The 13,838-nt window shown below is 54.1% G+C and carries 11 protein-coding genes; 3 read left to right on the forward strand and 8 right to left on the reverse strand.

What is annotated here, in order from left to right; genetic code table 11:
* On the reverse strand, positions 1-1,322 hold a 1,322-nt coding region (locus tag LAT75_RS12595), incomplete at its 3' end, for a hypothetical protein (protein WP_291483027.1).
* A 171-nt stretch (positions 1,323-1,493) separates the two neighbouring features.
* Complete coding sequence (locus tag LAT75_RS12600) at positions 1,494-2,297, reverse strand: queuosine precursor transporter (protein WP_291483028.1); 804 nt, start codon at positions 2,295-2,297, stop codon at positions 1,494-1,496.
* A gap of 155 nt (positions 2,298-2,452) precedes the next feature.
* Between LAT75_RS12600 and LAT75_RS12605 the strand changes: the two genes are divergently transcribed.
* Both LAT75_RS12605 and LAT75_RS12610 read left to right on the forward strand, forming a co-directional pair.
* Positions 2,453-3,115, forward strand: coding sequence for a hypothetical protein (locus LAT75_RS12605; RefSeq protein WP_291483029.1), 663 nt, complete (start codon positions 2,453-2,455; stop codon positions 3,113-3,115).
* Positions 3,116-3,181: 66 nt separating this feature from the next.
* Positions 3,182-4,516 carry an AarF/ABC1/UbiB kinase family protein gene (locus tag LAT75_RS12610; RefSeq protein ID WP_291483030.1) on the forward strand — a complete coding sequence of 445 codons (1,335 nt, stop codon included), beginning with the start codon at positions 3,182-3,184 and terminating at the stop codon, positions 4,514-4,516.
* A 238-nt stretch (positions 4,517-4,754) separates the two neighbouring features.
* Here the strand turns inward: LAT75_RS12610 and LAT75_RS12615 are convergent, their stop codons facing one another.
* Together LAT75_RS12615 and LAT75_RS12620 are read right to left on the reverse strand one after the other, a co-directional pair.
* Entirely contained in the window at positions 4,755-5,987 is a 1,233-nt protein-coding gene (locus LAT75_RS12615; RefSeq protein ID WP_291483031.1) for a lipopolysaccharide biosynthesis protein, read from the reverse strand.
* 300 nt (positions 5,988-6,287) lie between these two features.
* A complete protein-coding gene (locus LAT75_RS12620) occupies positions 6,288-7,055 on the reverse strand; it encodes a glycosyltransferase family 2 protein (protein ID WP_291483032.1) in 768 nt (255 codons plus the stop codon).
* A 230-nt stretch (positions 7,056-7,285) separates the two neighbouring features.
* Here LAT75_RS12620 and LAT75_RS12625 point away from each other — a divergent pair, with 230 nt between their 5' ends.
* A complete protein-coding gene (locus LAT75_RS12625) occupies positions 7,286-8,416 on the forward strand; it encodes a glycosyltransferase (RefSeq protein ID WP_291483033.1) in 1,131 nt (376 codons plus the stop codon).
* A 187-nt stretch (positions 8,417-8,603) separates the two neighbouring features.
* On the opposite strand, the gene LAT75_RS12630 is transcribed toward LAT75_RS12625, so the two are convergent.
* The 4 genes from LAT75_RS12630 to LAT75_RS12645 all read right to left on the reverse strand — a co-directional run.
* Positions 8,604-9,740 (reverse strand): glycosyltransferase, encoded by a 1,137-nt coding sequence (locus LAT75_RS12630; RefSeq protein ID WP_291483034.1) that lies wholly within the window; start codon positions 9,738-9,740, stop codon positions 8,604-8,606.
* Positions 9,737-11,218 (reverse strand): O-antigen ligase family protein, encoded by a 1,482-nt coding sequence (locus tag LAT75_RS12635; protein WP_291483035.1) that lies wholly within the window; start codon positions 11,216-11,218, stop codon positions 9,737-9,739. The genes LAT75_RS12630 and LAT75_RS12635 overlap by 4 nt, the downstream gene beginning before the upstream one ends.
* 27 nt (positions 11,219-11,245) lie before the next feature.
* Positions 11,246-12,463 carry a Wzz/FepE/Etk N-terminal domain-containing protein gene (locus tag LAT75_RS12640; RefSeq protein ID WP_291483036.1) on the reverse strand — a complete coding sequence of 406 codons (1,218 nt, stop codon included), beginning with the start codon at positions 12,461-12,463 and terminating at the stop codon, positions 11,246-11,248.
* A 212-nt stretch (positions 12,464-12,675) separates the two neighbouring features.
* The coding region (locus LAT75_RS12645) for a T9SS type A sorting domain-containing protein (RefSeq protein WP_291483037.1) at positions 12,676-13,838 on the reverse strand (1,163 nt) is incomplete at its 5' end.

A 13,838-nucleotide genomic window follows, 5' to 3' on the forward strand; every position in this document is an offset into this window, starting at 1 on the left:
CCGGTTTGTTCGAGCACATGCCGGAGGTAAATCCGGCTCATCTCGTCGAAACTGAGAATCTGCTGCAGCTCCGGGGTGAGCTTATTGCCGAAGAGGCCGGCCTGCTTCCCGTCAGCAATATTTTTGAAACCCAGCCGCAGGGGCAGTTTCCCGTTTGAAGCGGAAAGCACAGAAGTGCGGATCACTTCTTTGAGCGTCTCAAAATTCTCGGGCCAGTCATAATTCAGCATCTGCTGCATCTGCTGTGCGGTGTAAGCGGGGGCAGGGCTGAGATCTGCTGCGGCAACAAGGCGGCTCAGCCAGCGGTTGATGATTTCCGGGAGGTCTTCGGTGCGGTGCCGCAGCGGGGGTACCGGAATCGGGAAAAACGAGTAGCGGTACAGCAGGTTTGCGGGCAGCCTGCCGCTCCCGGAAAGCTGATCGAGGGAGAGCCGGGAGGTCATTACGAGCTTGGTGGGCAGCTCCTGCGCCTGCCGCGCGTCGATAAGCGCGGTTATGGCTTCAAGCTGCGGAATGCGCACGGCATCGAGTGCGCGGAGGTGAATCAGCAGGTTTTTCTGCAGCCCGGCAAGTATGGGTTCGCCGGTTTCATCATCAGTGGCAAGGAGGGAGCGCAGCTCATCATCGGCATTTGCAGCGCGGAAATCCACATAGCGCACTTCCGTGCCGGGTTTCGCAAAAACGCAGGTTTGCTCAATTCGGGAAGCAATGGTGCGCTTGCCGGTTGCAGCTTCGCCATGCAGCACAATGTGCGCGCTAAGGCCTGCGGCATGGTCGGCTTTCTCGAGCACTCCTTTCATTACTGCCGAGTTGGCAACAAAAGGCGGTACCGGAATTCCGGCAGGCTGCGTCATTTGCCCGTTCAAGGCTGCCTGACCGTTAACCGGCGGTGCTGCGGCTGCATCGTAGCCTGAATCTGAAGAGCCCGAGGTAGCCGGCATCAGGTTCACAGAAATCAGATTAGAGCGGTTCGCCTTTGACTGAAACACGTTGAAACTGAAATAAAACCGAAGCTGCTCGCCCTGCCGGTTGCTGAGCACGGCCGTAGGCAGCGCCGGAACAGGGCCTGAAGCGTGGCTCAGCCTCGCCACCTCATCGATAAGCAGATCAAGCTCTGCGGTTATCGGGCTGTCTTCTGATTCGGATGCCAGCACATACTCCTCAGGGCTGAAACCGAGGTCTTTACGGATATTGCTGTTGGTGATGAACAGGCGGGCGTGTTCGTCCTCATCTATTTTAAAGATGAGCACGGTGGCCGGCATTTTATCTAATAGTTCGCGCCAAAAAAGGCTGTTTAAAGCAATTTTTTCCTGATGAGACATAAATAAGGGCCCCTTGCTCCGGATTTATTTAAGATGCTTACCCGTGAGTTGTAAGCTGATTTCTAAAGTCCTGATTGTAATTCACGGGCGGGCTGGTGAAATAAGGTTTTTTCTAAATTACTGTAATGGCTTGCGTTTTTAATATATAACCCCTGCCTTTTCGGTGCAATGTTATTTCGCTATTTCTTCGGCGGGTTTAGCGACATTTCGGTTATACAGGCTGTGGCCTTCCGGATCTTCCTCAAAATCTTTCAGCCATTTCACGCTCAGGTAAATCAGCGGGGTATCGAACAAGGCTGCAAAGAACTTGAAAATATAGGAGTTAAAAATTAGGATAATCAGTGCGCCTATGGTTGTTACGCCATCCCCAAGATTCCCCGCAAAATACAAAATACTCAGGATTGCGGTGGAATCTACCAGCTGACTTACCATGGTTGAACCGTTATTCCGCAGCCACAAGTGCCGGCCGTTGGTAAACTTTTTCCAGAAGTGGTACAGGCGCACGTCAATGCTCTGGGCTACGAGGTAGGCAATCATGCTGCCAATGGTGTTGCCCACCATGAAGCCGTACACGCCATCAAAAAGCGTTTCACCTGCACTAACGCCCCCAGTGTTAGGAAGGTACCAGGCGATGGTCATCACCAGCAGCATGAACACATTCATAAAAAAACCAACCCAAACCAACAGCTGTGCCCGTTTTCTGCCGAACAGCTCGGAAACCAGATCGGTCACCAGAAAGGTAACGGGAAAAGCCAGCAGCCCTACGGGTATGCTCATGGTGTACAGGCTTTCATCGCGCACCAGCGAAGGCACGAGCGGCACCATCCAGTCGGGGAGGGAGAACTGCAGCAGGGTCACAAATTTTGTGGTGCCGATGATGTTGCCCATCACCAGAGCCGTAAGGAAAACGGCGCATAACATCAGAAACAACAAATCGCGGCGGTAAGCATGCTGTTGCTGCGGGTTTTTATTCATGGCAGAAATAAAGATGATGGGCGGGTTTCATACAGCGGTGCAAGCTAACGGATTGCCGGCAAAACTGCACGGGAAATCATGGCTCTGAACGCTTATTACAGGCTGATGGTTCAAATGGGCACATATCTCACCTTTACCTTAGATTTTATCCTTACATGGAAAATCTGTCTGAATTCGAGCAAAAACTATTCATCGCAACAGCCGCCGTACAGGCATGGGAAGTACGCGGGGAGCAGCCCGGGCTTTTTGAAATCGCTGAAACCGCCGGCATCCCCCCTTCCGGTATTTATGCCCTTTTCCCGAACGTGCCTTCCGTCTTTAATTTCTGGTACGAAAGCCTGCCGCAGCGCTACCGCCTGATGATCGCTGAGCTCGACGAGTACAGCGAGCTCACCCTTTCCGAAAAACTTACCAACATGATGCTCACCATCACCGACATGATGGAAGAGCAGCTGCCTTTTGTGCGGGCGACCTTCAACCCCATGGTTTTCAAAAACCAGAGCTGGCATCCGTTCTGTAAGGAAAACGAGGCGCTGCTGAAGGAAATCATCAGCACGCATCAGGGCCTGAGCCGCACCGCGCAGATTGTGTTGTGGGATGATGTGTACGCCTTCCTGAGCAAGGAATTTCTGCACGTAATCAAATTCTGGATGCGCGACACCTCGCCCGACCGTCAGAAAACCATGGCTCTGCTCGATACCTTCAACGGGCTGGTTTCCGAGCTTATGACCAACCGCATCATCGATAAAGGCACCGATCTTGCGCGCTTCTTCTGGGATGAAGGCCTCATCAAAATTCCCTTTGTTTCCAAAAAGTAAGCGCAGCAGCTGAATCTGCCCGCTGCCTTTTCCGCCTCCCATTTTCAACCCAAACCGAACACACACTTGAGCAAAGAATTCCCGTCCGGCAAGTTTGAACGCACCACCGCCATGGCCAAAACAGGCCTCAAAATCGGCACTAACTACGCCAAATTCAGGCTGAAAGAAGCCCTGGGCAAAAAGAGCACGCCGGAATCGCGCAGCGAGCTGAACCGCACCAACGCCAACGAGCTGTTCAAAGAATTCAGCAAACTCCGCGGTACCGCCCTCAAACTCGCACAGGGCATGAGCCTCGACAATGCCCTGCTCCCCGAAGAGTTCGCCGAAGTGCTCACACAGTCGCAGTACGGCGTGCCGCCTATCAACCGCGTTTTGGTGCGGGGCATCATCAAAAAGCAGCTGGGCGACTACCCCGAAAACATTTTCGAAAGCTTCGAGCCCGACGCCTGCCGCGCGGCTTCGCTTGGTCAGGTCCACCGGGCCCGCACCAAAGACGGCCGCGATGTTGCCGTAAAAGTGCAGTACCCGAACGTGCGCGAAACCATCAAAAGCGACCTTGCCGTAGCCAAGCTGCTGTTTAAACAAATCGTGAAAGGCGACAAAGCCGACGACTACTTCGCCGAAGTCGGCAACAAGCTCATGGAAGAAACCGATTACCTGCTCGAAGGGCAGCAAATCGAAGCCTTCCGCGCCCGCTACGCATCCGAATCGACGGCTACGCCGGAGTACCTGCCGGAGCTTTCTACCGGCACCGTGCTCACCATGAGCTGGCTCGAAGGGCGGCACCTGAACGAACTCCTCAAAGAAGACCCCTCACAGGAAGAGCGCAACCACTTCGGACAGCTCATGTGGGATTTCTTCCACAATCAGATCAACGACAGCTTCACCGTGCACGCCGATGCGCACCCCGGCAACTACCTGTTCATGAACGACGGCCGCCTCGGCGTGCTCGATTTCGGATGCGTGAAGGTTTGCCCGAAAGATTTCTTCCTCGATTACATGCGCCTTTTTGTGGCACACCGCACCCGCGACGAGCAGGCCATGAAGGAGCTGTACGAGCGGCTGGAAATCGTGCCCGACGCCAATAACTTCAGCCCCGACGACGAAAAGTTCTACGAATACACCCTGCGGCTGGGCAAGGAATTTGTGTCCCCCTACGATCACGACACATTTGATTTCGCAGATCCGCGCTTTTTCAACGCGTTCACCAACCTCGCCCGTGAGGCCGTTGGCTTCAAAGAGCCGCGCGGCAGCAAACACTTCATTTTCGTGGCGCGGGCACACCTCGGCATGTATCAGATGCTGATGAAAATGGGTTCAAAGATCGATGTCCGACCCGGCCGGGCACACCTCGAAGAATTCCTGAACCGGCACGAAATTGCCATAGCTGCGGCGTTGTAGAGAAAAGGCTAATGCCAATACTTGTCACCTTTTTGTGATCCCGGAAATCCCAAAACGAGTCATTCAAAATGTGTCATCATAATGTCACCCTGAGCCTGAAGACTTAAATTTTCCTGTTTGCTTTTTTAGGGGGAAACTCCGTGCGCATCAGGTTTTTCGGTACAGATCAGTACTCCCAAACCTTCGGCAAACCCCGTGCTTTTGGGGTTTCAGCTCGCCCGCGCTATTGTCCGGAACATCAGGCAGGAAACATATCCCGCTCGGCTTTCCTGGCGATGGCATAGAACCAGCTGAGCTGATACAGGTTCACGCACACGCCAACTGCGGAATACAGGGTCAGGGCCAGCATCACATCCTGATACCAGATGCCGATGCTGAGCGCCGCAAGCCGCAGCAGCAGATAGCAAAAATCGATAACAAAAGCCTTGCGCTGCCGGTTAAGCATCAGCGGAATAAAATTCATCGGCGTTGCCACAAATACCAGAAAAATGAAGGGCGTGAGAATCTGCACGAACAGACCGGTCATCTCCCATCCATCGCCCAAAAGCCACGGAAAGAGCTTAGGGCTTATAAAAAAAAGCAGCAGAAACGGCAGAAAGCCCACACCGGCAAGCATTGCGAGATTGCTGTGGATAAAGGGGATGATGCGCTCCCGCTTGCCGTACTTTTCGGCTACGCGCTGACTAAACACCTGATAGGCCGCATGTGCCACGACCTGCACGGGCGAGTAGCAGATTTTTGCGGCCATTGCATAAAACCCGGCTATCGCATCTGAGAAAAAGCTGTTGAACAGCAGCACCGGAAAGTTGTTCGATGAGGTAGTGGTGAGGGCATGCGGAGTGTTGTAAAAGGCGAAATTCCGGTATCGTTTGGCCATTGCGGCCATGCGCAAAGGCGAAACTCCTGCGCTTATCGAGCTTTGTATCTTACGCCGCTTCCAAAGCAGAAAAACGACTCCGGCGATATCACCAAACACCTTCCCGACAACCATGCCCGACTGCAAAAAGCCGCCAAAACCCAGACCTGCCTGCCCCCCCGCAATACCCGTCGCCGCCGTAATTTTGGCACCCGCAATCTTCCCGTACTCTTTGATGCGGTTGAAGTGAAAGGTGAGGATCATAAACAGACTATAGGTTACAACCGACACCGGAAGCAGATAAATAAGCCTGCCAAGCTCCTGAAGATTAAGCATTTCCCGTAGTGCTGGCCCCAGTACAAGCAGAGTGAGCATCAAGAAAGAAGAGAATACAAGCAGAACAAAGAGCGACAGAAAAGTGACATTGTTTGCCGCCTGCTGTGTACGCGGAATGAGCGTTGCGTACTCGTAACGAAGCGTTGCAACGGCTGCATAAATCATGAAAATCGAAACAAAAGTGGCATAAACTCCGATTTGCTCCGGTGTGTACAAACGTGTGAGAACCGGGTACACGGCAATCCCGAGCAGGTGGGCAGCACCGGTGCCGCTCATCATTTTTCCGATGTTTTTGAGAAAATCGGAATTTTTCAGGGATGTCAGTTTTTGTCTTACATCCATAGCAGCTCTGCCCCGTGCGTCATGTTTTTGTCATACTGTTGAATGCAGCGATGGCGGTGCGGCATCCGGCAATTCGGGGCCGGCTCAGGATGCGGAGCACCGTGCCTGCCGGAAAGGTGATGAGGGCCGAAGCGGGCCGAAGCAGGGTAGCTTGTGCGGCTCAGAAGGCCGCCGCCGGACACAGCACACATCCCCCGAAACCCCAAACAAAAAATCTGCGAACCAGCCAAAGCGTTTTTATTTGAGGTATTTGAAAGTGCCGAAAAACATGTACACGAAAAAGAACCGAAGCCGGGAGAACAGGCCGAATTCGGTGTAATCGCGCAGGATGCGCCACTGCCGCAGGGCTTTATTGAGCTTGTTGCTCGACAGGGATTTATGGCCAACATTGTAAATCGTAAGGGCTTCATCAAAACCGCAGGCCTTGTACCCTTTGCGCAGCAGGTCCATCCAGAAAACGTAATCCTGATTCCAGCGGAGCTCGTTGCGCATGCGGGTATCCCCGACGATTTCGGCGCGGATTACGACGGTTGAAGTCGGCACAGAGTTGGTCCGCACAATGCTTTCGTAGGTGACGATCTCCGGGGCATGGATGATGCTGCCCGATCCGTTTTTACCTTTCTGATAGCTGTGGAAGGAAAAGTGCGCGTTTTTCTCTTCGAGAAACCGGATGGAGGTTTCGAGCTTGGCGGGCTTCCAGTAATCGTCGATATCAAGAAAGGCGAGGTAGGTGCAGCCCTGTGCAAGGGCCGTTTCGATACAGCGGTTCCGGCTTACCGCCGCGCCCTTATTCTGCTCATTCTGAAGCAGCATGAGCCGATCATCATTTTGTGCAATTTCCTGCAGCAGCGCCACCGAGTTATCGGTCGAGGCATCGTCGGTTACAACCCATATAAAATCCTGCCTGCTTTGGTGCAGCAGCGTTTCCCAGGTGTGCGGGATAAACGCAGCGGCATTGTAGCAGGGGGAAATAATGGCGACGGGCGTGTTCCGGGGTTTATGCATGTTCCGGCAGGATACCTTGCTTGCAGGTGTGAAAAAGTGAACAGCTGATGCTTTTTGCATCAGCTTGGCAAAATAAAACTATTTAAGGGGAATTAAGTGAAAATGAGCCTGTTTATTTTTTGATATCTTTCCCGAGCGACTGCACTTGCGAAAAAAAACTTCATTACAAGCCTTGTTTTCTTTTTCCCTTTGCTGAATGCCGCGTTAACCTCACATAAGTCTGAGCTGCCTTGCCGCATATTTTCCATATTAACACCTATTATTACACCAATCGGATTCACGAAACCATCGTGAAGCGGCTTGATGATCGCGGATACCTGCAAACCGTGCTCGCGCCGGTTTCTGATCGGTCGGGTCCGCGGGAGGGCGCTGAAGAGCCGGCTTTCCGGCAGGCTTACATCCACAACCCAAAAGCGTTCAGGTACCTTGAGCGTTATTTGTGGCCGCTCAAGACGCAGAAAATTCGCCGTTTGTTTGAGCAGCTGCAAACTGAACGCGGGCGCCCCGATCTGATTTGCGCACACACGCTCATCTCAAACGGTGTTGTCGCCTGGCTGAACTGGCGAAAAACCGGCACACCCTATGTTGTAGCCGTGCGGAGCAGCGATGTGAAGACTTTCCTGAAACCAAGCGGACTTTTCCGCCGGCTTGCGATGGCCATCATCCGGGATTCAGCCGGACTCTACACCATGTCGCCAGCTTATGTGAGAAGCGTGCGGGCTTTGTTTCCGGAATCCTTTCATCCGGTTTATGACCAAAAAACGGTTGTAATCCCCAACGGCGCTGACGACTTTTGGTTCGAAAACCGGCAGCTGACCCTACTTCCGCACGGGGATACCACGGAACTTCTTTTTGTGGGACAGCTCGACAGCAACAAAAATGTGGAAGCCGTTATTGAAGCAGCTAAGCTATTAACCAAGCAGGGGCAAAATGTGCGGCTCACTGTAGTTGGTGACGGGCCCCGCTCAGCTGCTCTGCAACAGGCTACTTATCCCTTTGAAGTACGCTTTGCCGGCTATGTTTCCGACCCAAAAGAGCTGCTTGGGTTTTACCGGAACGCGCACCTGCTCGTAATTCCCTCCATTATCGAAACCTTCGGCGTAGCTTATGTGGAGGCGATGAGTCAGGGCGTACCGGTAATTTACACGCGAAATCAGGGCTTCGACGGCTTTTTCCCAGACGGTGTTTTCGGGCATGCCGTTTCAGCACAGAACCCGGCGGAAATAGCTGAGGCCATAAAGCGGATATTGGCTGACTATGCACATTATGCGCGAAATGCCTTTGAGCACGCCCCTCATTTTGGCTGGGAAACTTCTATCGACAAATTTGAGGAGCTTTTTGGAAAAACTCTGCCGGGTTAAGGTCTCTTTAACGGGTCTTTCCGCGGAACAAGCTTTACAGCTGCTCCAAATCCCGCACCGGCTTTGAGCTTTGTTTCCCGGCAGGGAAATCACACGGGTAGAAACGGTGCCACGCCTCCCCGTTTCACGAAGCAGTGCAGCTGCCATGCGGCCGGTTTGCCGTCATCAACCCGCTAAGGCCGTTGCGCTATGCGCGCAGGCTTTCATAAATGGAGGTAAGCCGGCTGCGTTTCGCATTTTCCGAAAAACGGTCGGCAAGATCGGCGTGCATTTGAGCCGGACTGAAGGTGTTCCAGGCTGAGCACATATCTTCCAAAGCCTGCCGGAGCGCTGCAGCATCGGGCTTTTGCAGCAGCATACCGTTTTGAGGGGTTACAATTACATCAGGTCCGCCGCTGCGGAAGGCGACCGCAGGCAGCCCGCAGGCAATGGCTTCGAGCAGCGCGAGGCCGAACGGCTCATCGATACTGGGCTGCACGTAAAAATCGTGGGCATAGAACTGCTCCCGCAGTGCCTCCCGCCCCATGCCGGGAAGCAGGCTGATATTGGTAAGCCCCGAATCCCTGATCTGAGCCAAAATCTCACGGTGATAAGCCGCATCCGTAATGTCGCCAATAATGGTGAGGGGGCAGTTTCGGAGCTTATCAGAACCGGCCACAGCCTCAACCAGCAAATGCAGCCCTTTTTTGTGCACAAAGCGCGCTACGCATAAAATCCGCGGATACACAGCCGCAGATTTGCCAGCCGTAGCGGGTTTGAAAAAACTGTAATCGGTGCCGTGCAGCACAACTTCAGCGGTGGAAGAAAGCTCCGGGAAGGTGCTTACCACATCGCGGTGCAGGCCAGGGCCCACGCAAATGATGCGGCCGGTTTGGGGCAATACGGCTGCGGCAAGCTTTTTTACCGCCGGTGTTTTGAGCGCAGCGTACCAGTCGGCCCCGTGAAGGGTGAGCACCGTTGGTACACCAATCCTGCGGGCTTCCTGGAGGGCGAGAATTCCGGGATACAAAAAGTGGGCGTGCAGCACATCCGGCTGAAAACGGCTGATGGCATCCCCCACCCTCGCAGCAAGTCCGCGGCGGGTGAGCTGCGGCAGCTTGTGGCGCGGAACCGAAAGATAGGGGGCCCGCTCAACGGGGAAGCCGTCTGCCGGGTAAGAAGCGGGCCTGAGCAGGGCAGGAATAAGGCCGGGTTTGAAGGGCTGAATGTCGAGCACCATCACCTGATGCTGCCGGTGAAGCAGGCAGGCTTCATCCCGGATGAAGGACTGCACAAAGGGTTTTTCCCGTGTTGGGTAGCCTTTTGCGACAATCAGTACTTTCATGCTTGCGCAGCCGGCCCGGCCGTTTCTGCTGACGGATTCCCGGGAGCCTCAGGTGGCGGAATTATGTCACGTCCATCCTCTTTGGATCCGCCCGCCTTTCCGGCATAGTAGAGCGAATAGGCGAGGGCGCACATCAGCCAGAAATTATTGTCGTTAAGCCCGCCGCCATAAAACTGATAAAACACAAAAAAGGCCACAATGGTAGAAAAACAGGTGAGGGCGATAATTTTTTCGTCCTCCGTTTCGGACAGACCTATGTTGAGCCAGGCCGTCCGGAAAATTTTAAACATGATAAACCCATACAAAATGATACCGATCAGCCCGAGTTCTGCCAGCACGGTGTATACCACATTATGCGGCTCGGCTACCCCGATGGATTCGTGCAGCGAATAGTAATTCGTGAAGCTTTCCACAAAGCCCCTGAACCCGACGCCGATAAACCAGGAATCGAGGAACATGCCGATGGCTGCCAGCCCCAGCAACAGCCGGATACGCGAGGAGTCGTCGCCTGCACCGGCGGTGATGTCGAGAAAGCGCTGCGCCGCATTCAGCAGGGTGAAGGAGAGCTGCGGGAAGGCGATGAGCACGACGATAATCATGATGCCGAAATAGGCGAACAGCTTCACGTTGCGGTAGTACCATGCAATGATGACGAGCATCAGAATGGCACCGACCCAGGCGCTGCGGGAATAGGTTACGATGATACCGCCCGACATAATCACAAATGCCCCGAAAGCCATCATCTTGTGCCAGGCCTGTTTTTTGGAAAGGATGATGCAGGCCGTAAACGCCATCGGGATGAAAAACATGGTTGCGAAGCGGTTCGGATCACTCGTTGTGCCGGTAACGCGCCCCCTGAGGAAGCGTCCGCCGCCCAGCATGTTCCTTACGGTATCTCCCACATTCGTCACATTCTGATATACCCCGTAAGCACCGAGCAGCACGGCCACCACCACCAGCGCAATGAGTACCAGCTTGATTTCATTTGTACGCTTCACCTCGTTAAACACGAGGTAAATAAAGAAGATGGAAATCAGCACTCGTACGCCGTCGCGGAACCCGTCAGGCGCATCAGGCGCCCAGATGAGCGATAAAAATATGAGGCCCAGAAAAAGAATGATTTCCGCCTCAAAGCCCATCAGCCTAAACGTAAAATCTTTTTCAATCAGCCGCCGGATCAGAATGGAGAAAACCGATGCAAACAAAAACAGCTGGAAAAGGGTGAGCGGAATAACACCCTCGGGCACCAGGTGCATGATGTTGCCCAGAAAAGAAGCAACGCCGATCAGCAGCACCCAAAGCCAGGGTTTCACAAAGGTCTGCCAGTAGCCGTAGAGCGCAAGCGGCACGGCAACCAGAGCCAGAGGCAGCAGTAACGGGCCGGTAAGCCAAATCAGGTACAGCACCACCGCAAAACTCAGTGCAACGGCACCGGTTAACAGATAGCCCTGTTGTATGTTTCCCTGCGATAGCTGCATTGCGGCGTTCGGCCCCTTAGGTAGTGTTTACTTCCGGAAGCGGAAGAGCTCTTCTTTGATTTGGGTCATGCGCTCGTAATCTTCCCTGTTGTGTTTCTCCAGGCCCTGATAGTAGCCGCGGAACAGCACAATAAACAGGCTGATAAAGAGACTGAAAAAGAAGCCGCCAATTACGATGAAGGCGCGTTTGGGACCGTCTTTGTAGGTGGGCAGGTGGGCTACATCAATAATCTGAATGTTGCGGCGGGGCGACTCAACCAGCATTTGCTGCTGCACATACTGCGGGAAAATGGTTTCATAGATTTTTCCCTGAATCACTACATCGCGGTACAGGCGCATGTACTGAAGGGCAAGATCTGGAACGTCTGCAAATCCCGGAAGGAAGCGGGCGCTTTCGCTGATTTCGCGGTCGCCGCGGGTGTTGAGGTCCTGAAGGGCGCGTTGAAGCTCGGCACGGGCACGAATCATGTTGTTCAGCTCAGGGTTGCCCGGCTCCACACGGGTTCGCATGAGGTTAATTTCGATGTCAAGCTCCATAATCTGCGCCGCAATGCCGGCCATGGACTGAACCAGTACCGAGCTTTGGCGCTCAATATCAATGATGCCGTGCTCCTGCTGAAAGGCTTTGAAACGAAGCTCGGCTTCTTCCAGCTCACGCAGGTTTTGGTGATAGCGTTTTTCAATCACCTGAAAGCGCTCAAAGGTATTCGCATCGTTGAGGCGGGTCACGACCGAATCAAGGAAGGAAATGTAGAAGGCGGTCATGGCCTGTGCCCGCTCCGGCTCGCGGTCAACAACTGAGAGCTGAATCGCCGTGATGGGGTTGAAGCCGAAGCCCCCTTCACGTACCAGATTGATGCGGGTGTTGTTATCGAGGGTACGCAGGGTCTGCTCAATTACGGTGTGCCCGTACACTTCCATCAGGTCGAACTCTTCGATAATGCGCTCGCGCACGGTTCGGCTGTTCAGGATGATGCTCAGCGCCTCGGTATTGATGCTCTCACCGCTGAACGACAGCGGCATGAGGTTTCCGGCAAGTCCCGCAAGTCCGCCCAGGGACGGTCCCGAAGCCTTAACCGGCATCACAATAGAATCTGATTTAAAGGTAGGCGGCCATAACAGGCTCACAACAAGGGCAATGAGTGTTACAAAAAATACTGTTCTTATGATGAACCATTTTTGCTTTACAAGGCTCAGCAGCAAGTCGAGCAGGTTGATGCTTTTTGGTTCCTGTGGTTGATTCATCCTGAAATAAAAAATGTGCGAATTGACGGAAAGAAAAACGGGGAGAAGGAATTGTGCATCCTTCAGGCAAGAGCGGCTTTAACTCTTGGTGACCTGTATTGTTCGGCAGGCTGCCGGTTTTTGTGGTAAACTTCCCAATATAACCCACTTTATTCAAAAATAATACCCGGGGCAGACCGGCTTCGCAACAACATAGCCCTGCTGTCGGCCTGCTATTTCACCAGCGTCATTTTCCGGGTTTGGGTGCCGCTCGGGGTTGTGAGGCGGTAGAGGTAGATGCCGCTCGAAAGCTGACTCCCATCAAACACCACCCCGTGAAAACCGCTGCCTCTGAAACCATCGGTGAGGGTTGCCACATGCCGGCCGGTTAAGTTGAAAACTTCGAGACGCACCTCTGCCGGTTCGGATAGGAAAAATTCGATGATGGTATCCGGATTGAAGGGGTTCGGGTAGTTCTGATGCAGCTCCACCCGCAACGGCTGCTCCGGCGGTTCAACGGGGATGGCGGCCGGGGTGAGGCTCACCTCAATTTCACCAACGCTAAGCTGATCGCGGGCACCGCTGTCTTCGGCGAGCTGCTCCCCGGTGTAGTAATAGCGCCAGAGCAGCTGCACATAGCGCTGATTCTGCGCTTCGACAGGCAGGATGATGTTTTCGAAGCGCTGCGTATGCCCGGCCTCGTCGCTGCGGTTGTACTCAACCGCTTCGCCGTTGGGCAGCAGCACATCTTCGAAAGGCCCCTCATCGCCTATGCGGTACTGCAGGCGGATGGCGTACACGCGCGAGTTTGGCGCAAGCGTGCCCCCGGTCCAGGAAACCGTTGTGAGATCGTCGCCGGTTGTGTCGAGGGCCAGGAGCGCGCCGCCGAGCCGCGTACCGGGAAAGCCCGGGTTGCCGTCCTCATTACCGGTATTGATGAAAGCGAAGCCGTCCTCACCCAGGCCGTTGATGCGGGTGCGGGTCTCCAGGTTGTAAGCACCGGAGGTGAAACCGGCAACGGCGGCATTCAGGCCGGGATCGGCTTCATCCATAAAAACAAAAGCCATATTTGCAGGGAAGCTTCCGGCAGGTGCATCGGCGGGCCAGCCGCTCAGGTAGAAGTCCTCATAGCCCACGGTATGGGCTTCGGGAAAAGCTTCAATCTCGGTTTCGGTGAAAACGGCGGTGAGGAGCAGGTTGCCGGTCGCGGTGACAGTAATTTCAGCTTCGGTCACAGGTCCGCCGGGCAGGCCTTCCCAGTGGGAAAAGGCGTAGCCGAAGCCTGGTTCAGCGGTCAGGCTGAGGGGCACATCCCGGAAGTAGTAGCCCGTCCACGGCCAAAGGGGCTGACTCAGACCCGCTGTTTCAGGGCTAATGCGGAAGCCGTCAACTGCTA

This window comes from Cyclonatronum sp. (assembly GCF_022565315.1).
Lineage (GTDB): Bacteria > Bacteroidota > Rhodothermia > Balneolales > Cyclonatronaceae > Cyclonatronum.